The sequence below is a fragment of the Sphingobacterium siyangense genome (genome assembly GCF_023277505.1).
GTDB lineage: Bacteria > Bacteroidota > Bacteroidia > Sphingobacteriales > Sphingobacteriaceae > Sphingobacterium > Sphingobacterium siyangense.
The window spans coordinates 2,186,428-2,208,070 of sequence record NZ_CP080574.1 but is presented as its reverse complement, the minus strand read 5'-3'; the positions used below and the strand labels follow the sequence as shown (position 1 = coordinate 2,208,070).

The window sequence follows — 21,643 nt, the reverse complement described above, 5'->3', positions numbered from 1 at the left end:
TTGCAACGAGATTATAGCAGCAGATTCAGGGAAGTATTTTTTTACGGATTTCACTTAAATATTCTGGAGTAAATCCCAGATATGAAGCAATCAGGTATTGCGGAACACGTTTTACAAACTGAGGATATTTACGGAGCATATCATGGTAGAATTCCTCTTTAGATTTAGAGAATAGATATTTAACCCGCATTTGCGCAGCAGCATAAGCCCTTTGATAGACAAAGCGAAAATAACGCTCCATGATCGGAAATGCAGCAACCAATTTCTCTTGATTTTCTTGACTGATATAAACTAAATCTGAAGTCTCTACGGCCTGAATGTAAAATGACGTAACAAGCTTATGTTCGAAAGCCATATTGTCTGTAATCCACCAATTTTCTATTGCGAATTCAGTCGTTTGTTCCACTCCCTTTTCATTAACAAAGAATTTACGGAGAATACCTTTCAATACAAAAAAATGGTATCTGCACACTTGGCCCTCCTCCAGTATATTTTCTTTTTTCGCGACCGTTTTCGTCTTAAAGTAAAGCAATATTTCTTCTAATTCGATCGGATCGACATCGATAAATTTCTTTAAATGTTCTTTAAGTTTTTCCAACAGTCCATCACTTTATTATACAAACAAAGCTACTCATTCCTTTTATCAAAAAAAAGACACGCGGTACCATTTCAATTAAGCGCAATACGGAAGGGATGGCAAGATAAATTCAAGTAATACGAATAAGCACGAATCATAAATCGGAATAGTTTCAATGGCCTTTACCCCCTATCTTTATAACAGGCGCTCCAATAATATGATTAACAGATTGGAGCTATGATGAAAATGGCAGCCTCCATTTTTTGCGGAGTTTGTACTTTTTGAAAAAAGAGAAAGCAATGATCAAAATTAATTTTAGCAAAGGAAAAATTATCATCAGCATGCTGCTATGTTTTCTTCCAGCAGTCATTGGGTTGCATGCTTGGTTATACTATGATCTCATTTTTAAGCTAACCTCGACGATATGGATACTCGTTGCGGCAACGGTTTTTTATCTTCGACTACAACAGCTGAACCGCTATCGAAGAGGAGAGGCCGCACTCACGATAGATGAGCATACATTACTAAACAACAGCGTTTTGAAACCGCAGCAAATCCCTTGGACGGATATCGATTATTTTGTTACTGGTTTATATCGGACAAATTCTATTTTTATAAAATTAAATGACCTTTCATCGTTAAAAAAAGAAAAAACAAGCGGTCTAATTTATTTATTAAGCTTTATTGACCGCAATCTATCAACAAAACCTGCATCTTTTTGGATCGACATGGATGTCATCGATATCAAGGAAAAGGAGCTTTTATCTATGTTGCTACAGCGATTGAAAAAGTAGCTAAAAATTGCCTCTCTCTCCGAAAAAAGGTACTATATAAAAAAATCAGCCCCCTATCCAAATAAGTGGGCTGATTCGCAAAATCAATCAAAGATGCAGCACAGTCCTGCTTAAATACCCCCTACTTAAAAGCATCCGCTATGCCGTAATGTAGTGAACCTCATGCGCCTCTGTCAACTGCGGAACTTCCAAATTATGAAACATTTTATCCAAGACAACTTCTGGCAGTGGGTACTCCCTATCGCTATTCTGCGCGCGCCAAATCTTATAGGGTTTTTCAACGTACAACAATTTCACATAAGCTTGATAGCTTACGAAAAGATCGATCAATTGTTTTCGCATCTGGGAAGTTATATTGGTGGCATTCCAGATAAAATCCTGTCCACAGCGTAAGTATTTTTTTGCCTGCTCTTTTGCTTCCTGTACAACCCATCCGTTTCTCTTTTTATCAGTAGGATCAATGCGATATTTGCGTCTGATGTCATCCAAACTAATAACAGGAAGGTCGGTATTCATGGCTAAAATCTGATAATCTTTGCCCATTCCCGGCAAACCTGAAAGTACAGTCACCGTGGATTTGAATGTATCAAAAGGCACATAATCAACATAACTATTGTTTCCATTAAAATATGTAAATCGTGCATTTTCAGACAAAAAAGAACGCGTGGCATCCCAGCAGCCAATCTCTTTACTATACAGTTCGAACATATCCAATGCGTAGAGCAAAGCATCCAAATCGGCACAGTACCTTCCTTTAGCATCTGCTTCGGCCAACAACTTAAGCTGACCCATATTGACACTCAGTGACGCCTCCAAGGCGCTCTTCATTGGGTCGACTTTTTCCATCAACCACAATGGCAATCCATGATAGCGTACCAATGCGACAATTTCCTCCCGTAATGCAAAAGGGGTCTCCACATCACGAAATAAAATCTCCCGTGTGGTCTGCGCTCCTCTTTTAGCATGATTTGGAGAGCTGATACGACCATCTGCAGCGACAATTGTCGTCGATCTCTTCTCGACATCATGCAATAAAGCGGAAGCCCAGAGGAGCTCCTGCTTTTGGTAATCCAGATTCCGGTATTCAGGCAATGCTTCCAGCTGCTGTAATACCATTTGGGTATGAATCGCAACATTCCCTTCGGCATGATGTAAAGGGTCTTGTTGTACCTGTTCCATATCCCTGACCCAAGAAAATTGCTTCTCTAAAGCCGACCAATTCTTATTTAATGCTATTGTCCATTCCATTAGAAATCCCTCCTTTCCCAAATCATTTTTGTTCTTCGCCATGATTTTGTCCAATGTTCGTCGGTCTGCACATGCCCTTTTCTAACATATTTAAAAACATTGTGCTGGAATTCGCTGACGGCATATGCATCAGCATTCCTGCAGACTAACCCTTCCATCGTACATGCTTCTTCAGTTTTAGGGTCAAACGATCCGAATATAGAAGACTGCATGGCCAAATTTTCGACTGAACGCCGAAGTTCCAACTCAGTCAAATCCTTTACAATTTCGAGTTTTAAAACAGGTACAGTAGGAAAATCAAATAAACTGGCATAAAAAGTAACTTCTTCCCATGAAAGCCACTGATCTTTAATTCGAGCAGCAAAAACATAATAATAGTGCTCAAGTTGCACATATTCGATAGAATGCACAGCATAAAGATTTTCACCAAAAAACTCTAAATCATCCAGATCGTTTTTTAATCTAGACCAATGCTCCCGAAGCTGAGCCGTCCATGGCGACGTGGTTGGAGCTGCATGGGATCGTGCAAATACTCCACGCCGTGAAAGGCAATTATTTTCACCGTCTAATTTTTCTGTAAATAACAGTTTATGGAAAGATTGTATATCCTTCCAATAATGTTGATTAAAACGATCGTCGCTGCTTGTCCCTGGCGAAAATGGGAAATGATAGGTACGACCATATTTTGTTGATTCCATTTTTAAAATTTAAATCCATACTAAAAAATTGAAGATATAGGTATAGGATAAACAAATCGGGTACATCCCGTTGTTTACTTTCTTCCTAAATATCGACAATGCATTACATGACTTTAAATTTTAAAAATTGACAACACTAATGATCTATTGCTACAAAAGTATTAAATTTATCTTAAAAACATAAACACGTTCCCTTAACCTTTTGACAGCGCAACCCCTTCCCTACTTTCTAATCAGCCCTGACTTATCAAAAAATGCGTATTTAGCATTAATATAATTTCAATTCAGTATACGTTGTTCCAATGGGAATAACCCGGTCTGTTACCCAAATTTGGGTTTTGTCGAACTTAATCATTTTACTTCGTGCGACGATAAATGCTCTATGGCAACGAACAAATTCGTTCTTCGGGAGCAGTTCCAGCAGCTCGCTAATGGTAATTCTGGAGCTAATACATTTATCGCTCAAATGTATCTGGGTGTAATTACCTGATGCTTCAATATAAAGGATACGATCAATTTCAACTTTAACATGTTCATAGCCATCTTTCACGAACAGATAGTCTTTGTTATGCTGTAGCTTTTTTGCCCGAAGGCTATACAATTCGTTCGCCTTGTTGCAGGCTTTCAAAAACCTGCTCATAGAAAATGGTTTAAGCAAGTAATCGATGGCATCGAGCTCGAAACTCAATAGCGCATGCTCAGAATAAGCCGTCGTAAAAATCACCATTGGCGAAGTATTCAAACTCCGCAGAAACTCTATGCCTGAAATATCGGGCATTTTTATATCTAAAAAGATAAGGTCCACCTGCTCCTTCTGGAGATAATCAATCGCCATAAACGCATCCGTAAATGTACTTTTTAATTCAATAAAAGGGACTTTAGCTATATGGTGTTCAATAACCTGCAATGCCACAGGTTCATCATCTATCGCGATGGCTATCATAACAATTATTGATTTAAAATCTGATCTATTTGGTCATACAGTTGTTTTCCATTACTTGGTCGAAGAGCCTTTTCTACAACTAATTTTCCTGTTTTATCAAATATAAAATATTGCGGATAATATTCGGCTTTGTCTTTTGCATTTAGCAGTAATTCCTTCCAAAAGGGCTCAATCTGTTTCCTATTTTTACGTATATGGATTCCGGTTAAATTGTTGACGCGTATAAAGTCTTTCCAGTCCTGATCACGATGGTCTTCATCCATATCCAAATAAACGAAGGCAATATCTTTATCCATGTATCTTTTCTTCAGTTCAGGTGTATATTTCAATTCAAATTTACAAGGACCGCACCAGGTACCCCAAACATCCAAATAGACCACTTTACCCTTCAATTTAGCAATCAGGTCGTAGATCGATGAAATAGGTCGATCATCCTCAATCAACCGGATCTGTTTGTTCTGTTTATTCGCTATCAAAAGAGAGTCAAGATCGGCAATATAGCGTTCAACGAGCGGCCTATGCTTATCCGTTGGAAATATCTTCCAATGTGCTCCCGCCAATGCTTTTAAATGCGGTAAGTCCCTGTCATGATATAGATTGACCAGTTGCTGAAAATTGTATTTTTCGACGATAGTTTTGGGAAAATTATTTAAAGCACCAATCAACCGCCAATAATCTTTACTATAGCTATTCATTAATCTATTTGCACTGTCTAGGCTTATACCGAAATAAGGGATCGGCTCGCTTGAAGGGATCTTCTCCGACCGAATCTTACCAAATGCTTTCGTTTCCAAATAACGCAGGTAATTGTCAAGGAAAGAATAGAAAGAGGGGCCTCCAAAATCATCCTGTAAATTAATCGATACTTTTCCAAACAGCTCTAGCACTAAACTATCTGAGGTCGGTTTTGGCAATTCAGCTACACGGGCAAAATCGTTCAGATGGTTAATTCTTTGCGCGTAAAGCTCAGTACGGATATAGTCTTTTAGTTGGCTGGGCAATGAAGTAGTTTGGATCACTTCATTCATTTGATTGCAATCTGAAAAAAAGGGAATTAACAGCTGCTGTCTCAATTCAGCCAAAGAGCGTTTAGCAAGATTGTTTAAGGCTGGGGCTTTCATAAAAAACGGCACTTCATCCAGTTTTATTTGCTGAATAGTTTTATTTTCTGTTAAAGCACTACCGGCTACAAATACGATCGTACTATCCGTTAAATTGGCGATAAGATTCTTACCAGGGCTTAATAACAAGGTTTGAACTACACCGCTGTAAATTAGTGTCGCGGATTTTCGAGCTGTTACTGGCAGCACGACCTCAAATGTACCATCGCCGGCAACGGTTACCCGTTGCGAATTTTCTTTATAAAAACCGAAAACAAGAGGAATATTGATTTCCAATGTCTTGTTTGGATCATAATTCCAAATCTTACCACTCAATTTAAACTGAGCATGACTGCTTAGACAAAACAAGGTCATAAGCAAAAAAACAAGTATTTTTTTCATTGCTGTTAATTAAGGAACCAATAAATCAGATAAATAATGGATTGAAAAATAGTGGAACTATCCTGATCTAAAGATGTAATGTTAAATGGACAAAAAACTCATTGGCATTTTCATGTATCATCAATCCATGCCGATCTCTATACAGTAATGACAGGCGTTGTCTTACATTTTCCAAGCCTACGCCGCTTTTTAGTTTTTCGGGATCGTTATCACTTTTTGGATTAATGCTATTGCTTACATCGAAAAACAGGACTTGGTCCCGCACTTGCAAAGAGATTTTAATATAAGACGATTTCTGAAGGCTTATCCCATGCTTAAATGCATTCTCAACGAAAGGGATAAGCAACATAGGTGTAATGTCATAATTTTCAAACTGTTCTTCTATTTCGGTTATAAGGGTAATCTTGTCTGACATTGAAGTCCGGAGCGTTTGTAAGGCGATGTAATTATTCAAATATTCAACTTCACGCATCAACGAAATCTTATCTTGTGTATTTTCATGTAGCATAAACCGCATCATATCACCCAAGCGTTGAATTCCCTCCCCCGTCCGTTCTGCATTTTCCTGCAGGGCCGTGCCATACAATGTATTTAAGGCATTAAATAAAAAATGTGGATTTATTTGAGATTTTAGAAAGGTCAGATTCGCATCCGACTGCCCGAGCTCCGTGCGTAGGGAGGCTATTTCGTTTTGACGCATGAGACGTTTTTTAAAGAGAAACCAGGACAGCGGAATGCTAACCAATAATTGCGTGGGTAAATGAAACATAGCAACTATAAAGATCACTTCGTTTGTCTGATTAAAGAAAAATAGCGCCGGCACACTTAATGGCAGGACTGAAATCAAGCTAATAGCAAAGATAGTCCAGAAGAAATCACGGAATTTCTTCTGTTTTTCCTGTAATTTTGGCAACAAATAGTATAAGGAATAGATTACAATACCGACTGCAGACAACACAACCAAAGTCCATAATACCGAAAGTTGTGAATGGGATCGCGATGTAATCAAAAAAAACAATCCAATAAACCAGCAACCAATTCCAAAGGATAAATCCATTTTTAGCTGCTTTTGCAGGGTCAGATTTTCTGCCTTGCTTTTAAGCAAATAGCTGATCAGATATTGCGCACAGGTGTATAAAGAAATTATAATTGTTAATAAAATAGCTTGCGCAAAAGCCTTAAAAAATATACTATTATAGCTTCTTTGAATACTGTCATAATCCTTCAATTCGTAGGCGTGGCTATAGGTCCGGCATACACCTAAAATCAGTCCGGATACCAAGATCAAAGCAGCTAGTAATGAATAATTCAGCAGCTCCCGTTTTCTGTTGATGAGGGAAGGAATAAGGACAAAATTTAAAAGGAGAAACATCACATATAGAAGCAAATCAATGATAAAATTTGGCACAAAAAAGTTAAAGAAATAGGAGTAGCTTATTTTTTGGTGAAGGAAATAGTTATGCATACCGCTATCATCCCGATTGTTTGTATCAACAAGCAAAGCATAAACAACAGCGACAAATACGACAGTTGCCATCCAAAATTCTATTTTTCTTACGTCTTTCAGTTTCATGTTATTGGTTTTGATGAGGCAATATTAATTGAAATGAAAACATAAAACGGAAAAATGTGACGAATACCACCAAAAATGTGATGAATCAAATGTTTCTTCATCTTATAGCTGGGATTCTATTGTTGTTTCTATAAAATAGAATTTGATTTTACTATCTTTAAGCTGAAAAGTATCAAACCAGCTTTATTAACTTTATTCAAAAAAGACACTACATAATTAATCCGCTATTTACACATTCACGTCCTATTTTGCGGTGTTAAGGCAAATAGCCAAGATTGCACACAGCATTGGACTGTCAAATGATCATAAATACAGGTATTAAAAAATAATTGATCACATGGATACATATATCGTGTTAAAAAGGTTCTCTAGTTTAGAAGAAGCTCAAGAATGTCATAAACTACTTTCGGAAAAAGGTGTAACAACGCGGTTGGCAGATAATGTCCCCCCCGTGGATATTACATTTTCTGGAAACACGGTTGGATATCAATATGAGGTTCAAATAGACCCTGCCAATTTCGCAAATGCAGAATCTATTTTAGAAGAGCAGGAAATGCAGTCTCTCCCTTTGGTTGAAGACGACCATTACCTGTATCAGTTTTCCGACGAAGAGCTCTTAGAAATTCTTCAAAAATCCGATGAATGGAACAAATTAGACTACGCACTGGCTAGAGAAATTTTATTAAAAAGAGGGAAAGAGATTGATCAGGAAAAGCTTAATCTTTTGAAACAGGAGCGACTCATGCAACTACGGGAACCGGAACCGCAGCAGAAGTATTGGGTTATTTTCGGCTATATTTCAGCCCTTCTAGGTGGACTTTTAGGAATTGCAATCGGGTATATGCTGTTTAGTTCCAAAAAGAGCCTACCGAATGGCGAACGGATATTTTCCTATTCGGATCATGACAGAAAACATGGGACAAATATATTCTATATCGGATTATTCGTATTCACAATATCCGTTCTCATCAAAATGCTCTGGGGATGATAACATAAAATGAATACGATTTACATTTTTTAGCGGAACAGCTCGAGTGCAGCTTTGTGACTGTGGTATTCTGTATCCTATCGCGATCTAATTAGCGCTAACGTCAACTGTAAATTTTTAATACTAAAAAAAATACCTATATTTAAGATGACATCTTTATTCTTGAATTATTTTTTGTAAACCTACAAACAAATTAACTTTATGAATAGTTTAAAGACCACAGCCACTCATTTCCGTTATAAAAAGCATCCGGGAGATCTATTCAGAAATACATGCGTTCAATTATTACCGCATCCCTATAAAAATCAAGAAGACTTTTGGGTATGGTTTCATCCCTCCTACCACCGTAGTGAAGACATTTCAGATTTAGGCGACCTGTACAAACAGTTTCACGACACCCCCTGCCAAGAAACGATGACAACATCAAAAAATGAGCTATGTTACGCTGCAGTAGCGAAGGAACGTCTCTTTGAAGAAATAAAATCATTGGAACAAAAGATCTATCAGGATTGTTTTGAAAACTTTTATTTGTTGATTATTGAAGGCCGCATCGAGCTGTTTGAAAGTCATCAAATTGAAAGTAAAGAATCTAGTTCCTAATGTCTATCTTTAAACCGTTATGCATTATTTGACTTGTGCGATTATAAGGAAGGACGATAAGGTACTCATTTGTAAGCGCCCGCCATCGGTGAAGCATGCCTTAAAGTGGGAATTTCCTGGTCGCATAACCGAGTCCCACCTGCCAACGAAAGCAAATTTGTCGCTCAAAATCAGGGAAGAGCTAAGTATAGATATCCTTGTCGGAAGGCCCTTAGAGATGACGCAACAAGGCCATAAAAGTCCGGCACTTTGCCGCTATCCTGTTCTCTGCACCTTTTCTTCTGGCGAAGTTGCCATGCTAGAATATGTCCAAGCAATTTGGGTCCCCTCTGTAGAACTATCGCATTTTGATTGGACCGATACCGATCGACCAAGTGTAGAAGAGTATACCAGATACCTTGAGAACTCAAATCCTCCGTCCCGTATAAAGGAAGCTTTTTTAGAAAGCCTAATTGGACTCATTGGTTTTACACTGGTCCATATGTTCTTCAATGTATATATAGGCCTATTGATAACTTTGATCTTAATCGCAATTACTGGAATTTATAGTTATTACACCCGAAAAAATATAAGGAAAAGAATCTCGTAAAACTTCCTTACATTTATAAAAACTAAGTAACCCCTAATTTCATTTTAGCCATACTGAAGATTTAATCAGATGAAAGATTTCCCACAATTAGAGACAGAACGACTTATTCTTAACGCAATAGACCCGACTGATATTCCGCAGATTGTAGACTATCTGCAAGACAAGGTCTATTCGGACTTCACATCAAATATCCCCTATCCTTACCGAAAGGAGGATGCTGAATACTGGCTTAAATTAGCGGAAGAAGCATTTGCCAATCGTAAAGGATTCACTTTTGCTATTCGAAATAAAGATAAAAAACTGATCGGAGCTATTGGTCTGCATGATGAAGGCTCGGATAAGGCTGAGTTGGGATACTGGATAGCTATTCCTTACTGGAATAAAGGTTATGTCACTGAAGCTGCAAAAGCAATCATTGATTTTGGATTTAAAGAATTAAACTTTAACAAAATCTTTGCGACCTACTTCCCTCATAATCCAGCATCGGGAAAAGTCATGGAAAAAATAGGAATGAAAAAAGAGGCCCTGTTAAAACAACATCTAAAGAAAGACGGCCGCTATTACGATATCCCATTATACGCTATTTTTAAATCGGAATTGGTTTAGTTTTTTAAGATCTATGGCTCCATTATCACAAATAATACGTTCTGAAATAAGAATTCAATCCTTTAACTCAATAATAAAAATGAAAAACAATATTGGATATATTAGCTTCGTTTTCTTCTTTTTCATTGGGCAAACCGTTTTTGGGCAAGAAAAAAATCGTGAAAAAGCTTCTTTAAAGGGAAAGGAAGCCATTCAACTCATGGACAGCGGAAAAGTGGATGAAAGTATCCTATTACTGAAGGAAGCCCAAAATCTCGATCCAGCCAATATCACATACCCTTATGAGCTTGGTTATGCCTATTATCTAAAAAAAGATTATAAAAGCACAATAAAGTTCCTGGAAAACATTAAAAATGAAAAGACTGTTAATGATAGGGTATATCAACTGCTGGGAAATGCCTATGATATGCTTGGCGAAAGTGATAGCGCAGTGGGCATCTACGAGAGTGGATTAAAATTGTTTCCTAAATCAGGTCACCTCTATTTGGAGATGGGGGCAATCCAAAGAGTAAAAGGAGATTTGGAAAAGGCATTAGGCTTTTATGAAAAGGGGATTCAGGTAGATCCGGGATTTTCTTCCAATTACTATTGGGCATCAAAGTTATTCTGTATTTCGGATGAAAAAGTTTGGGGAATGATTTACGGTGAGATATTTATGAATTTAGAACGAAATAGCAAAAGAACAGCCGAAATAAGTGAGCTTATTTATAATCAGTACAATAACCAGATTAAATTTAAAGGCGACACTGGAATTTCAGTCAGCTTCAGTAAAAATGCGTTTATCCAGGAAGGGCCAGCAGCCGATCCCAACCAAATAAAGTTACCTTTTGGTATTGGAGTTTACGAGACGACATTAGCGTTGTCAATGATTGGTTTAAATTCAATAAATATCAATACGCTTGACACGATAAGGACCAACTTCATAAACAACTACTTCAAAAATAAACACGACAAGATATTTCCAAATGTTCTATTCAATTATCAAAAGAAAATCATCGATCTAGGTTATAGTGAAGCATACAATCATTGGATATTGATGAAAGGAGATGAAGACCGTTTCGAGAAATGGCTAGCAAATAATGAAGAAAAATGGACTGATTTTACAAATTGGTTTATGAAAAATCCCCTAAAAGTAGACAGTGCAAATAGTTTTTTCCGCGAACAATACAATTGATAACTGTACACCCCTTTCTTTCTCGCTACTCGATGTGTTACCTCAGGATCGGAATGGAGTCGCGAAATTAAAATAATGGTGAGTGGTTTCTATTTCTTGAATTGGATTTTTCATTATAAAATTGACTAAATTTAAGTAACCGATAATCATAAAGGATAAAACATGAAAATATTTGCATTCGCTGGGAGTAATTCTTCCACATCAATTAACAAACAATTGGTCAAATTTGTACTTAAAAGCTTCGAGGGGCACGAGATTAATTTGATCGACCTGAATGACTATAACATGCCTGTCTTTTCTGTAGACCTAGAAAAGAATGGATTCCCACAGGAAGCACAGCTTTTCCTCGATCATATAGCCTCCAGTGACATGATCATTTGCTCCCTCGCCGAGAATAATCGCTCCTATAGCGTAGCATTTAAAAATGTATTTGACTGGGCATCTAGAATAAATGTTAAAGTTTTCCAGGATAAACCCATGTTGCTTATGACAACTTCACCAGGAGGTTATGGTGGTGGAAATGTGATGGCCGAAGCGCAGAAATTTTTCCCGCAGTTTGGAGCAATCATTAAAGAAACATTTTCGCTTCCCAAATTTTACGAAAATTTTGATCAGGATAATGGCGTAATCAGTCCCGAACACCTCAATAGTCTGAAGGAAAAAATAGCGGATTTTAAGCAACAGATTTCCTCCTAGTGGCATTCCGCTAAAAATCTATTTGCCTTTTCGTGCATTCTGCATAACTTATGCCGATGCATTGAGTACATATTACTTTGCATATTATTTACTTTTTGCTTACCTTTTCTTTGCTTTGAAAGCAAAGAAACACCAATAAAACACCAATAAAACGACAAAGAAATAGCAAAGAAGAAGCGAATCAGCCCCCTAGCAATCCCAAAGGAATAGCGAAGAAACGGCAGAGAAACGGCAGAAAAACACCAAAGAAATAGCAGAGAAACACCAACGGAATAGCAGAGAAATGGCGAATAAGCTGCAAGCTCTTACCTTAGTCCCCCAAAGAGCAGCGCTATAACAGAAAACTGACCCCATAGCGATAGCAGCTATTAAAGGTTCATAATTAAGGAGGGGCGATTTGCCCCTCCTTAAAATTTATTTAAGAAGCTCTTCGAGTTTCTCTATCAACTTTACTCCTTTTAAGTTGATTCCAACAATCTTACCTTCGGGAGAGATGAGGTAATTTTGCGAGATAGCCTGAATACCGTACAATTGAGCGGCTTGATTTTGCCAGCCATTCAGGTCCGACACCTGAGGCCAGGTTAATTCATCTTGTTCAATTGCTTTCATCCAGTTATCTTTCTTCCCGGGTTTATCTAGTGAAACACCCAGTATCTCAAATCTTGATCCTTTAAACTTTTGATAAGCTTTAACCAAATTAGGGTTCTCAGCACGGCAAGGACCACACCATGACGCACAAAAATCCTATAGCAGGTATTTACCTTTAAAATCTGAGGGTTTTAACTCTTTACCTTCAGGAGTTACTTGTGCAAAGTCTAAAGCTGGCTGTCCAATTCCTAGCTTTTTTGCCAGTTGAATATCTGCTTCTAATTTTTTCCCGATTGCTGTCTGCCTTAATCTTGATGACAAATTGAAAAACATAGGTTCAGTGGTAACCACATTATCATCGTAGCCGGCAACTTCCTGCAAGGCCAATAAACTGAAGTAATTGTCTGGATTATTGACTATAAAATTTCGTTGTGCCTTCTTACGCTCTGTTTCGATCTTGTCTATTTCTAGCCCAATTTGGTTGAGTGCACTTTCATCACGATTTTTTGCTTGATACAGATCAGTTCTTTTAGATTGCTGAACCATGAGCTTCTTCTCATAAGAGCTTTAGATAGTCTTGATACTGCTTATAGGCTACCTGTAGTTTCCCGCCTTGTATCAGGGAAGACTCAAAAGGACTTTGAACAGTGATTTGCGTATTGGGTTCCCGAGGGTCTACATAAAATGTGAGACGCTCCATCGGTCCACCTTTGCGATTAAAGAAGGAAGTCCCATCTTTGGAATAAAATAACATGACTTGCGTTGGTTAAATTCTTGGTTTACCTTGTTTTTCACAATTCAATATTACTTAAATTTTAAATAAATATGAAAATTTCATTTATTGTGATCAACAATCCTGCGCTGGCAAGCGATAGAAAACGTACAGGCCAAACCGGTTGACACGATACTATTCCATCCGGCAGCGATTGGCGTAAATGCTACGCAAGATATATGTATTTAGATTGTAATTTCTACGCGATCAATTCTGTTGACACAGGCTCTTGATAGTAGGCTTCATTCCATTTTGCCAATTGGCACATAATAGGTATTAATGCCTTGCCTTTTTCTGTCAAAGAATACTCTACACGTGGCGGAAGCTCCCTGTACTCTTCTCTCAAAATTACACCATCCTCTTCCAATTCTTTTAATGAACTGGTCAGGACTTTCCGAGAAATGTTTTCGATAAGCGCATCCAATTGGCCAAATCGGGCTTTTCGATCGCGCAAAGTATAGATAATCACGGGCTTCCATCGGGTACCTAAAATTGCCATAGAACGCTGCATGGCGCAGGAACAACTTTTAAATTCAGTCCTTTTCATTTGAATATATTCAAAATAGTTACGCAAAGGTAACTAGTTTATACCAATAATAGTTACAAATATACACTATTTAAAATATCTTTGTGAAGATTCACGATTTAAAACAAGAAAAATGAGCATACAAACACTTTTTAATCCATTTGAGTACAAAAACTTAACACTCAAAAACCGCTTTGTAATGGCGCCAATGACGCGAGCATTTTCTAAGGATGGGGTTCCCGACAGCGCTGTAGCGGGTTATTACGAGCGTCGTGCCGCGGGGGATGTCGGTTTAATTTTGACGGAAGGTACAGTTATTGAAAGACCTTCATCAAAGAATTTAAAGGATATTCCAAACTTTTACGGTGACCAAGCATTGGGCGGCTGGAAAAATATCGTCGATGCTGTGCACGAAAAAGGAGGAAAAATAGCCCCTCAGCTATGGCATGTTGGTTATACCCCAATGCAATGGACTCCGCCTGCTGCGTTTGAAAGCCCAGATACAATGACATTAGCGGATATAGAGGCTACAATACAGGCTTACGCTGACGCTGCAAAATCTGCAAAAGACCTCGGTTTTGATGCTTTTGAAATCCATGGGGCACATGGTTATCTGATCGACCAATTTTTCTGGGAAGGAATGAACCACAGAACAGACGAATTTGGTGGAAAAACAATTAAGGAGCGTTCCAAATTCGCTGTTGAGGTCGTAAAAGCAATGCGAAAAGCGGTCGGACCTGATTTTGTGATTATTCTACGTTTATCACAATGGAAACAGCAGGACTATACAGCCAAGCTAGCCCCTACCCCTACAGCGATGGAAGATTGGATCCTACCATTGACGGATGCCGGTGTCGACATTTTTCATGGAAGCCAACGTCGTTATTGGGAGCCGGAATTTGAAGGCAGTGACTTAAATTTTGCTGGATGGCTCAAAAAGATTTCAGGACAGCCCACAATCACGGTTGGATCTGTAGGTCTTGACAAAGACTTTGGTGAAGTATTTACAAATTCTGAATTCAAGTCCTCTCCCGCTTCACTGGACGAACTGGTTCGTCGTTATGAACGTGGCGATTTTGACCTTGTAGCAGTAGGCAGGGCCATCTTACAAGACCCCAATTGGGTGAAGAAAGTGCAAGCCGAAAAATACGACGAACTGTCTACTTTTGAAGCTAAGAGCTTGGCGAGCTTATCTTAGTAAGCCGGCGCAATTAGGTGGATTAAAATTGCGTTATTCAATATTATAAACAGGGGCAAAAAATTGATTTTCGAATCAATTTTTTGCCCCTGTTTTATAGCGATAATTCAGTAACTTGTCTCCACAAATGGATACAAACACTTGATTAAATGAAAATCACCGCAAGCAAAATATATGTCATCAGCGGATTGGGTGTAGATCAACGTGTATTCAGCAAGATAGACTTTGGCTCGCTTGATATAACCTATCTGGATTGGATTACACCAAGCCCCAATGAACCATTATCTATTTATGCAAAAAGAATATCTGCTAAAATTACCGCAGCGCAACCCATCCTCATTGGGCTTTCTTTCGGAGGAATGCTTGCAATGGAAATTGCCAAAATTATAACTGTTCAACGAGTTATTCTGCTAGCTTCGGCCAAAGGACGGTATGAATTACCTGTACTGTATCGATTGGCGGGTAGACTCAAGCTGAACGTATTTGTCCCTAATTCATTGCTCAAGACCCATAGCTTTCTTTCGGATTATTTTTTTGGTATAGGCTGCAAAGAAGATTCTTTACTGCTAAAACAAATCCTAAAGGATACAGATCCAATCTTTATGGCCTGGGCAATACATCAAATTCTACAATGGAAAAACAATTCGGTTCCGGACAATTTAATTCATGTACACGGTAGTAGCGATCGTATTATCCCCATCAAAAATGTAAAGCCCAACTTTATCATTAAGGGGGCGGGACATTTTATGACGGTGACACATGCACAGGAAGTTGAAAAGCTTTTACGAGAAATTTGTTCGTAAATCACCAACTTTTAATCACCGAGACCAATCCCAACTTTTCTAGTCGCTCAGAAAATTAAATCCACGTGGATTCGTATCGGCATTAGTCGCACGACATGCTGATCAGTGTAAAAAAGTATTATTTGGAGAAAAGGACAAACAATAATTGAGAATAGAAGGTTCTTCTATAAGAGCGCGGTCTCTTTATGGAAGCTAAAAATCCCCCTTTATTACTTAGTGGGAACAGTCAAAAGCAATATAGTTAGGTTAAATTATAACAAGAATATGCGAACACGGCTCATATTAAGTTTTTTATTCTGTCACATCTTTTTTCTCACTATGCTGGCACAAGTCAATAATACTACAGCCCCGAAACTGGAGGTCGCAGCAGCCTTAGGTCCGTACCGTCCGATCGGTGTGAGCGTTACCTCCAACAATCGACTATTTGTTTCCTTCCCAAAACAAGCGAAAAATTATCAGTATGCACTTACTGAAATCATCAATGGAAAACCTGTTCCTTATCCAAATGAAGAATGGAATTTAAAAGGAAAAGAGAATTCCCACTTTGTAAATGTCCAGGATATATTTGTCGATACCGAGGACAATCTCTGGGTATTGGATTCTAAACCATCTTCTGCCGGATCAATTTTTGGAAAAGATGAAAAATCAACTCAAGGCCAATTTAAATTGTTAAAAATCGATACAAAAAAAAACAAAATTGAACATATTTATCGTTTCGGTGACCTTGATAAAACCAAATCAGGTCTAAATGATATGCGCATTGACCAGAAGCGAAATTTAGCCTATCTCTCCGATCCCGGCCAAGCGGCCATCATTATTTTAGACCTCAAAACTGGACAGACTAGAAAGGCTTTAACTGGAAGCCGTTTTACGCTGGCTGATCCTGAAGTAATATTAAGCTATAACGGTAATGATATGCGTAATGATAATGGAAAACCATTTTCTTCCAACGTGAATGGCATAGCAATAAGTCACGATTTTAAATATCTATATTTCAAACCGATCAATCAAACCCATCTGTATTGTATTGCAACAGAATTTTTAGCGGACGCAAGGCTGACGGATCAAGAATTGGAAGAAAAAGTAGAAGACAAAGGGGAAGTCGGAATTACACATGGCTTACTCGCAGATAGCGTTGGAAATATTTACCTAACATCGTCAATAGATTATAGTATTAAGTATTTAAATCCTGATGGAAATGTGAATACCCTGGTACAGGACTCCCGAATACTTTGGCCCGATTCTATGGGCATCAGCGGAGATGGATACCTTTATTTCTCCTGTGCTCAGCTCTTTAAAGACCCGCAATGGAATAAAGGAATTGATAAGGTAGAGTTGCCATATTATGTCTTTAAAGTCAAATTACCGAAATTTTGAAAAGAATGTTACAATAAGTGACGTGCTGAAGCATAAAACTCGCGCTAACACATCTACTTTTTACCTAGGTATTATCCCATGCGCAGCCTTAACAAAATTCCCTTCAAATAGTTCCCCTTTATATTTGTCCACTTTCCTCAGTCACAAGATAAGATACTGAAATTCAACTTAATAAAAAAAATAAAATCGAAGTAAAAGAACAAATCACCGAGACATGCCTCCAATTATAAAAAACAACGGCCTCTTAGATAAAGTATAAAATTTTTAGCAAAAACTTTTTAATACTAATATTTTTAGTATATTTGAATATCAGTTTTAGACAACGCTTTTATGGAACACAGCGCAGCATATGACAATAAGGAATTACACGTAGGTGACATCGTTCGCTTTCATACTCCTTATCCCGATGAAGATCCGAATACGATTTTCATTGTACTGTGGTCATACTATGATCCTACAGGAAAATCATCACGGGCTGAAGTCGTAAAATTTGACCAAAGTTCCAAACAAACGCCTGTTATTCAGAAGTGGTTTATACGAGATTTAGAAAGAGTCTCCGAAGTAAGTCCAGAATTGCTGAAACAAATTGAGCTATTTATGAAAAGTAAACTTGGCAATGCTATTATCAGTAAGCTAGTCATCTAACAAATTTTAGATCTTCAAATTCGACGTAAAATATGGAAAACAAGTTCAAAGAGAAACGAGGTATAGTGTCAGGTCCGATCTGGTCTGACTGGCGAGAACAACTTCGGGAAAGTGAATTAGTCGGCTTACATCAGAGACTCGAGAAACTAGAAAGAGAAATACTCCTTGATTGGCTGCAATGGCATGATCCAAAAGGAAACTATACAGATCGCAAATGTATTGAAAATGGCGTGCAGCAGCTTTCCAAATTAAAGGCTGTCGCGTATATACATAAAGAAATCCTGCGTATCCACATGAAAAGAAGATATAATGACTTTTCGAATACACATGCACAACTCATCTTTAACAACTAAAATTTCAAATTATGGAATCTCTTATTAAACAGATCATAGCGCATCAGCTTCCAAAAATTCTAGCCATGGAATCGCATCGCAAGGATTGGCGTTATCAGCTCATGAGTTTAAAAGATAAGACGCTATTCGATAGATTAACGCTTATGAAGAGACAGGAATTACTTGCGTGGCTACAATGGTACGATAATGCCGGGACTTACGCTGATCACGACTGCATCCGGAGAGGTATTCCCTTATTTACGAAGGTTCAGGCATTGACCGCAGCTTATCAGCGGATTATGCGTGAACATGAAGGCTGGGACGGCTACATGGGAACGGAATATATCCGTGGCAGTGCACTTTAAAAAAGACAGTTTTTAAGCAGGAGATATTTTGCGCGCTGTGATATACTTGGCTAATGTATTCAGATTAGAAAGTGCCGCTCCGATTGTATTATTAAAATAAGTATAGACTTCTTTTCCCTCTGCAATCCAGTCGTTAATATAGGTGCTGTATTCAAACAATATGTTGTCCGTATAGCTTCCTTTATAGTCACCATTTGGGCCATGGAATCGCATATAGATTATGTTTGCATTTGCATCTGCGTATTGAAGACGCATACCTTGCATATTCTTATCATGAATAACCAGATTCATATTATAAGATTTTAAAAGTTCAGAAGTTTCTTCCCTATACCAAACTGGATCCCTAAATTCTACACAGATCGGCCACCCTTCACTTCTCTTGTCCTGAGCAATACAATCCAGCAATTCAGCAAGCAATCCAATAGAAGCAAATTTAAAAGATGGTGGTAATTGTATGAGCAAACACCCTTTCTTTTGGCCGACAGCGTCAATAACGGATAGAAATCTAGCGACATCCTGTGGATCAAATTTGAGTTCTTTTTGATGTGTAATTCCTTTCCATAGTTTAAACGTAAAACGAAAGTCATCGGTCGTTTCTTCGGACCATCTTCTGACGGTTTCTTCTCTGGGGATTTTATAAAAAGAACTGTTTACTTCCAATGAATTAAATAATAAGCTATATACAGCCAATCGACTTTTATCCTGAAACTCCTCAGGATAGTAGCTTTTATTCTTGTAAGGCAAAAGGATACCGCTCGTTCCAGTAAAATATAATCTTTCCATACCTTTATAACAATCGGCTAGCATGTAATTGTTCATTTTTTTCTTTCACAGACAAATTATCTTTTGTATTGATCAGCAATTAAATTGCATATAAAAAACAATTTATCTAAGTTTGAGAAACGAGTATTACAGCAACAGCTATGTATACTCAACTCGTTTTCTAGTTTATTAGCGGATAATTAATCAAGCACCCTCTATCAATGCACAAAAAATCTTACCTCATTTTTTTCGTTATTGGCACCATTTTGGGCAGTTGTACCGGAAATAAAAGTAACAATACAAATACAACTTCAAGCTCTCAGCCCGAATATGCCGATGAAAATCCGACATTTACCTTTAACAACATCAAACAGAGCTATACACAGGGCGAGGATCTGATTTTAAAGATGGACAGCGAAAAAACGTCCAAAATAGACTCTGTTATTTACACTATAAACGATAAAAAGATTGGTCAAGTAATCGGAAATGAACCTTTCCGTTATTCATTAAAACAGGAGAAATTTGGCAAGCAGATTATTAAAGCTGTCGTATTTAGTGCTGGAAAACGAGAAGAAAATTCAGTCAACATCGATCTATTCGCGTCCACTCCTCCGCTTTTGCTAAGCTATAGCATTGTGAATATTTCCCCCCATGATATCAAAGCTTTCACACAGGGATTGGAGTTCTACGGGGATAATTTGATCGAAAGTACCGGGAATGGGGTTGGTCCGAGCGGAAATAAGGGTAAATCGAGTGTTCGTATTGTTAATCCAAAAACGGGTCAACCCACCAAAAAAATTGAATTGGACGATTCAATTTTTGGCGAAGGTGCCACCGTCCTAAATGGAAAATTATATCAGTTGACTTATAAAAACAATCTAGCCTACCTATATGATATAAATAGCCTTTCTGTTATTAAAACACTTCCTTACTTTCAGCCAATGGAAGGCTGGGGTTTAACTTCTGACGGTAAAAACTTATACATGTCCAATGGTTCTGATTATATCTATACGCTGAATCCAAATGACTTCTCAAAAATGGATTATATCCGTGCAGCAACGAACACAGCCATGGTGGATCAAATCAATGAACTGGAATGGGTAAAAGGAAAAATCTATGCAAATTTCTTTATGGAGGATGTCATTGGACGGATCGACCCTAAAACAGGTGCAGTGGAGGCTTTAGTCGATCTATCTAAATTACGTGAACATGTAACACAACATGTGGATTTAGATGTATTAAATGGTATCGCCTACAATAAAAGATCAAACACTTTCTTTGTTACCGGTAAAAACTGGGATAAAATGTTCGAGATAAAGCTAACAGAATAGCTTTATCTCCATTTAAAAATAGCGTATTGTTATGGAGACATTCAAATTTCGGTATCGCTAACTTTATGGTAATTCTTTCATTTTGTTAAAACCTTCGGTTACCATAGGTACAATTTGCGGTGTAAATAACTGTGGCATAAACGTCTTTGCCTCCATATCTTTATTGCCCCCCCATTCCGTATATTTATCTGCTAAAAATTCCAATCGCTGTGCTGAAGATAATCCTGGTAAAGTATAATAGATACTTTTTTCGCCTTCTTTCCCTTCCATCTGCACATACCTCCCTTTGGTCACGTTCAGGTGACTGCGGTGTTCAAACTCACGTATAAAGAGCTCATCTTTATCGACGTTATCCCACTTGGGGTCACGCGGGCAACAAACCGATCCGTAACTTTCTCTTCGATAAACGGTAAGCATGCCTTTAGGTGAAATTGGTTTAACAAAATCAAACCTCGCGTTATCTTCACCAGAAAGCCGGATACTGTCGACTTTAACCGCACCATCCTCTCTTTTTATGGAATAATAAAAATTGGTCGTCGCAGGTTCTATACACATTCCGTTTTTCGAGGCTTCTTTGGCGACCTCATCATAATACTTCCAATCGGGGACAATCAGTACAAAATGTTGAAGATCGGGATAGAATTCAGTTGACCTTTTTAGTAACTCCACTGGAATTCTAGTACTCAAAAAGAAAATGTAAGTTGAATCTGGCACGATCTGCAAAGGAAGATCTATTAAATAACTGCCGTTTTTCTGAGTCACAAAATCATTGTCGATCATCACAACCTGACCATAGGATTCGCGATACCAATCGGGTTTCACAGTATCAGCCAATGAATACGGGGGTATTGGCTGATGCGCAGCTATTTTGCTCTTACAGGACAATGCCATCATAGGTAAAATGATAAGCAAATACCACTTATTTTTTAGTGTTAACATTGTTATAAAATTAAAAT

The 21,643-nt window shown here is 38.0% G+C and carries 25 protein-coding genes and 1 pseudogene; 14 read left to right on the top strand and 12 right to left on the bottom strand.

Annotated features, from left to right (window positions below):
- Positions 1-25: 25 nt before the first annotated feature.
- Positions 26-598 carry a Crp/Fnr family transcriptional regulator gene (locus K2F45_RS08975; protein ID WP_237242084.1) on the bottom strand — a complete coding sequence of 191 codons (573 nt, stop codon included), beginning with the start codon at positions 596-598 and terminating at the stop codon, positions 26-28.
- Positions 599-876: 278 nt separating this feature from the next.
- Here K2F45_RS08975 and K2F45_RS08970 point away from each other — a divergent pair, with 278 nt between their 5' ends.
- On the top strand, positions 877-1,371 hold the full coding sequence (locus K2F45_RS08970) for an STM3941 family protein (RefSeq protein ID WP_075991839.1): 495 nt from the start codon (positions 877-879) through the stop codon (positions 1,369-1,371).
- 138 nt (positions 1,372-1,509) lie between these two features.
- Here the strand turns inward: K2F45_RS08970 and K2F45_RS08965 are convergent, their stop codons facing one another.
- The 5 genes from K2F45_RS08965 to K2F45_RS08945 all read right to left on the bottom strand — a co-directional run bounded on the left by K2F45_RS08965 (position 1,510) and on the right by K2F45_RS08945 (position 7,335).
- The gene (locus K2F45_RS08965; protein WP_237242082.1) at positions 1,510-2,661 is read right to left on the bottom strand and encodes an AAA family ATPase; all 1,152 of its coding nucleotides are present in this window, start codon (positions 2,659-2,661) and stop codon (positions 1,510-1,512) included.
- Complete coding sequence (locus K2F45_RS08960) at positions 2,619-3,317, bottom strand: RNA ligase family protein (RefSeq protein ID WP_075991837.1); 699 nt, start codon at positions 3,315-3,317, stop codon at positions 2,619-2,621. The genes K2F45_RS08965 and K2F45_RS08960 overlap by 43 nt, the downstream gene beginning before the upstream one ends.
- A gap of 268 nt (positions 3,318-3,585) precedes the next feature.
- A complete protein-coding gene (locus K2F45_RS08955; protein WP_075991836.1) occupies positions 3,586-4,260 on the bottom strand; it encodes a LytR/AlgR family response regulator transcription factor in 675 nt (224 codons plus the stop codon).
- 5 nt (positions 4,261-4,265) lie between these two features.
- Complete coding sequence (locus K2F45_RS08950) at positions 4,266-5,762, bottom strand: TlpA family protein disulfide reductase (RefSeq protein WP_248933339.1); 1,497 nt, start codon at positions 5,760-5,762, stop codon at positions 4,266-4,268.
- Positions 5,763-5,829: 67 nt separating this feature from the next.
- Entirely contained in the window at positions 5,830-7,335 is a 1,506-nt protein-coding gene (locus K2F45_RS08945) for a sensor histidine kinase (protein ID WP_075991834.1), read from the bottom strand.
- Between the two features lie 337 nt (positions 7,336-7,672).
- Between K2F45_RS08945 and K2F45_RS08940 the strand changes: the two genes are divergently transcribed.
- From K2F45_RS08940 to K2F45_RS08915, 6 genes are all read left to right on the top strand, one after another.
- On the top strand, positions 7,673-8,323 hold the full coding sequence (locus K2F45_RS08940) for a hypothetical protein (RefSeq protein ID WP_075991833.1): 651 nt from the start codon (positions 7,673-7,675) through the stop codon (positions 8,321-8,323).
- Between the two features lie 201 nt (positions 8,324-8,524).
- The gene (locus K2F45_RS08935) at positions 8,525-8,923 is read left to right on the top strand and encodes a hypothetical protein (RefSeq protein ID WP_075991832.1); all 399 of its coding nucleotides are present in this window, start codon (positions 8,525-8,527) and stop codon (positions 8,921-8,923) included.
- Between the two features lie 19 nt (positions 8,924-8,942).
- Positions 8,943-9,512, top strand: a complete 570-nt coding sequence (locus K2F45_RS08930) for an NUDIX hydrolase (RefSeq protein WP_075991831.1) — start codon at positions 8,943-8,945, stop codon at positions 9,510-9,512.
- Positions 9,513-9,581: 69 nt separating this feature from the next.
- On the top strand, positions 9,582-10,118 hold the full coding sequence (locus tag K2F45_RS08925; protein WP_075991830.1) for a GNAT family N-acetyltransferase: 537 nt from the start codon (positions 9,582-9,584) through the stop codon (positions 10,116-10,118).
- Between the two features lie 79 nt (positions 10,119-10,197).
- On the top strand, positions 10,198-11,292 hold the full coding sequence (locus K2F45_RS08920; protein WP_248933338.1) for a tetratricopeptide repeat protein: 1,095 nt from the start codon (positions 10,198-10,200) through the stop codon (positions 11,290-11,292).
- 162 nt (positions 11,293-11,454) lie between these two features.
- Positions 11,455-11,988: an NADPH-dependent FMN reductase gene (locus tag K2F45_RS08915; RefSeq protein WP_075991829.1), complete on the top strand. Its 534-nt coding sequence runs from the start codon at positions 11,455-11,457 to the stop codon at positions 11,986-11,988.
- Positions 11,989-12,402: 414 nt separating this feature from the next.
- Here the strand turns inward: K2F45_RS08915 and K2F45_RS08910 are convergent.
- From K2F45_RS08910 to K2F45_RS08895, 4 genes and pseudogenes are all read right to left on the bottom strand, one after another.
- A pseudogene (locus K2F45_RS08910) lies at positions 12,403-12,720 on the bottom strand (peroxiredoxin family protein); the annotation flags it as partial.
- Between the two features lie 12 nt (positions 12,721-12,732).
- Complete coding sequence (locus K2F45_RS08905) at positions 12,733-13,122, bottom strand: hypothetical protein (RefSeq protein ID WP_248933336.1); 390 nt, start codon at positions 13,120-13,122, stop codon at positions 12,733-12,735.
- 10 nt (positions 13,123-13,132) lie between these two features.
- Positions 13,133-13,330 carry a hypothetical protein gene (locus tag K2F45_RS08900; protein ID WP_248933335.1) on the bottom strand — a complete coding sequence of 66 codons (198 nt, stop codon included), beginning with the start codon at positions 13,328-13,330 and terminating at the stop codon, positions 13,133-13,135.
- A 217-nt stretch (positions 13,331-13,547) separates the two neighbouring features.
- On the bottom strand, positions 13,548-13,895 hold the full coding sequence (locus K2F45_RS08895) for a winged helix-turn-helix transcriptional regulator (RefSeq protein ID WP_075991827.1): 348 nt from the start codon (positions 13,893-13,895) through the stop codon (positions 13,548-13,550).
- Positions 13,896-14,007: 112 nt separating this feature from the next.
- On the opposite strand from K2F45_RS08895, the gene K2F45_RS08890 reads away from it, so the two are divergent.
- From K2F45_RS08890 to K2F45_RS08865, 6 genes are all read left to right on the top strand, one after another.
- Positions 14,008-15,072, top strand: a complete 1,065-nt coding sequence (locus K2F45_RS08890) for an NADH:flavin oxidoreductase (protein ID WP_075991826.1) — start codon at positions 14,008-14,010, stop codon at positions 15,070-15,072.
- A 149-nt stretch (positions 15,073-15,221) separates the two neighbouring features.
- Entirely contained in the window at positions 15,222-15,875 is a 654-nt protein-coding gene (locus K2F45_RS08885; RefSeq protein ID WP_248933334.1) for an alpha/beta fold hydrolase, read from the top strand.
- 318 nt (positions 15,876-16,193) lie between these two features.
- The gene (locus tag K2F45_RS08880; RefSeq protein WP_232475732.1) at positions 16,194-17,252 is read left to right on the top strand and encodes a major royal jelly family protein; all 1,059 of its coding nucleotides are present in this window, start codon (positions 16,194-16,196) and stop codon (positions 17,250-17,252) included.
- Positions 17,253-17,582: 330 nt separating this feature from the next.
- Positions 17,583-17,897, top strand: a complete 315-nt coding sequence (locus tag K2F45_RS08875; RefSeq protein WP_088160908.1) for a hypothetical protein — start codon at positions 17,583-17,585, stop codon at positions 17,895-17,897.
- A gap of 32 nt (positions 17,898-17,929) precedes the next feature.
- Positions 17,930-18,250: a hypothetical protein gene (locus K2F45_RS08870; protein WP_075991822.1), complete on the top strand. Its 321-nt coding sequence runs from the start codon at positions 17,930-17,932 to the stop codon at positions 18,248-18,250.
- Between the two features lie 11 nt (positions 18,251-18,261).
- Positions 18,262-18,594: a hypothetical protein gene (locus tag K2F45_RS08865; protein WP_088160906.1), complete on the top strand. Its 333-nt coding sequence runs from the start codon at positions 18,262-18,264 to the stop codon at positions 18,592-18,594.
- Between the two features lie 12 nt (positions 18,595-18,606).
- Here K2F45_RS08865 and K2F45_RS08860 read toward each other — a convergent pair whose 3' ends face one another.
- On the bottom strand, positions 18,607-19,377 hold the full coding sequence (locus K2F45_RS08860) for a DUF72 domain-containing protein (protein WP_075994709.1): 771 nt from the start codon (positions 19,375-19,377) through the stop codon (positions 18,607-18,609).
- Positions 19,378-19,577: 200 nt separating this feature from the next.
- Here K2F45_RS08860 and K2F45_RS08855 point away from each other — a divergent pair, with 200 nt between their 5' ends.
- Positions 19,578-20,687, top strand: a complete 1,110-nt coding sequence (locus tag K2F45_RS08855; protein ID WP_248933333.1) for a glutaminyl-peptide cyclotransferase — start codon at positions 19,578-19,580, stop codon at positions 20,685-20,687.
- Positions 20,688-20,750: 63 nt separating this feature from the next.
- Here the strand turns inward: K2F45_RS08855 and K2F45_RS08850 are convergent, their stop codons facing one another.
- Positions 20,751-21,626, bottom strand: coding sequence for a hypothetical protein (locus K2F45_RS08850; RefSeq protein WP_083663551.1), 876 nt, complete (start codon positions 21,624-21,626; stop codon positions 20,751-20,753).
- Positions 21,627-21,643 lie beyond the last annotated feature (17 nt).

What these genes read in the sequence shown, in the direction of transcription:
- K2F45_RS08970 (WP_075991839.1), top strand. Translation starts at nt 877, where the DNA reads ATGATCAAAATTAATTTTAGCAAAGGAAAAATTATCATCAGCATGCTG.
- K2F45_RS08965 (WP_237242082.1), bottom strand. Translation starts at nt 2,661, where the DNA reads ATGGCGAAGAACAAAAATGATTTGGGAAAGGAGGGATTTCTAATGGAA.
- K2F45_RS08960 (WP_075991837.1), bottom strand. Translation starts at nt 3,317, where the DNA reads ATGGAATCAACAAAATATGGTCGTACCTATCATTTCCCATTTTCGCCA.
- K2F45_RS08955 (WP_075991836.1), bottom strand. Translation starts at nt 4,260, where the DNA reads ATGATAGCCATCGCGATAGATGATGAACCTGTGGCATTGCAGGTTATT.
- K2F45_RS08950 (WP_248933339.1), bottom strand. Translation starts at nt 5,762, where the DNA reads ATGAAAAAAATACTTGTTTTTTTGCTTATGACCTTGTTTTGTCTAAGC.
- K2F45_RS08945 (WP_075991834.1), bottom strand. Translation starts at nt 7,335, where the DNA reads ATGAAACTGAAAGACGTAAGAAAAATAGAATTTTGGATGGCAACTGTC.
- K2F45_RS08940 (WP_075991833.1), top strand. Translation starts at nt 7,673, where the DNA reads ATGGATACATATATCGTGTTAAAAAGGTTCTCTAGTTTAGAAGAAGCT.
- K2F45_RS08935 (WP_075991832.1), top strand. Translation starts at nt 8,525, where the DNA reads ATGAATAGTTTAAAGACCACAGCCACTCATTTCCGTTATAAAAAGCAT.
- K2F45_RS08930 (WP_075991831.1), top strand. Translation starts at nt 8,943, where the DNA reads ATGCATTATTTGACTTGTGCGATTATAAGGAAGGACGATAAGGTACTC.
- K2F45_RS08925 (WP_075991830.1), top strand. Translation starts at nt 9,582, where the DNA reads ATGAAAGATTTCCCACAATTAGAGACAGAACGACTTATTCTTAACGCA.
- K2F45_RS08920 (WP_248933338.1), top strand. Translation starts at nt 10,198, where the DNA reads ATGAAAAACAATATTGGATATATTAGCTTCGTTTTCTTCTTTTTCATT.
- K2F45_RS08915 (WP_075991829.1), top strand. Translation starts at nt 11,455, where the DNA reads ATGAAAATATTTGCATTCGCTGGGAGTAATTCTTCCACATCAATTAAC.
- K2F45_RS08905 (WP_248933336.1), bottom strand. Translation starts at nt 13,122, where the DNA reads ATGGTTCAGCAATCTAAAAGAACTGATCTGTATCAAGCAAAAAATCGT.
- K2F45_RS08900 (WP_248933335.1), bottom strand. Translation starts at nt 13,330, where the DNA reads ATGTTATTTTATTCCAAAGATGGGACTTCCTTCTTTAATCGCAAAGGT.
- K2F45_RS08895 (WP_075991827.1), bottom strand. Translation starts at nt 13,895, where the DNA reads ATGAAAAGGACTGAATTTAAAAGTTGTTCCTGCGCCATGCAGCGTTCT.
- K2F45_RS08890 (WP_075991826.1), top strand. Translation starts at nt 14,008, where the DNA reads ATGAGCATACAAACACTTTTTAATCCATTTGAGTACAAAAACTTAACA.
- K2F45_RS08885 (WP_248933334.1), top strand. Translation starts at nt 15,222, where the DNA reads ATGAAAATCACCGCAAGCAAAATATATGTCATCAGCGGATTGGGTGTA.
- K2F45_RS08880 (WP_232475732.1), top strand. Translation starts at nt 16,194, where the DNA reads ATGCTGGCACAAGTCAATAATACTACAGCCCCGAAACTGGAGGTCGCA.
- K2F45_RS08875 (WP_088160908.1), top strand. Translation starts at nt 17,583, where the DNA reads ATGGAACACAGCGCAGCATATGACAATAAGGAATTACACGTAGGTGAC.
- K2F45_RS08870 (WP_075991822.1), top strand. Translation starts at nt 17,930, where the DNA reads ATGGAAAACAAGTTCAAAGAGAAACGAGGTATAGTGTCAGGTCCGATC.
- K2F45_RS08865 (WP_088160906.1), top strand. Translation starts at nt 18,262, where the DNA reads ATGGAATCTCTTATTAAACAGATCATAGCGCATCAGCTTCCAAAAATT.
- K2F45_RS08860 (WP_075994709.1), bottom strand. Translation starts at nt 19,377, where the DNA reads ATGGAAAGATTATATTTTACTGGAACGAGCGGTATCCTTTTGCCTTAC.
- K2F45_RS08855 (WP_248933333.1), top strand. Translation starts at nt 19,578, where the DNA reads ATGCACAAAAAATCTTACCTCATTTTTTTCGTTATTGGCACCATTTTG.
- K2F45_RS08850 (WP_083663551.1), bottom strand. Translation starts at nt 21,626, where the DNA reads ATGTTAACACTAAAAAATAAGTGGTATTTGCTTATCATTTTACCTATG.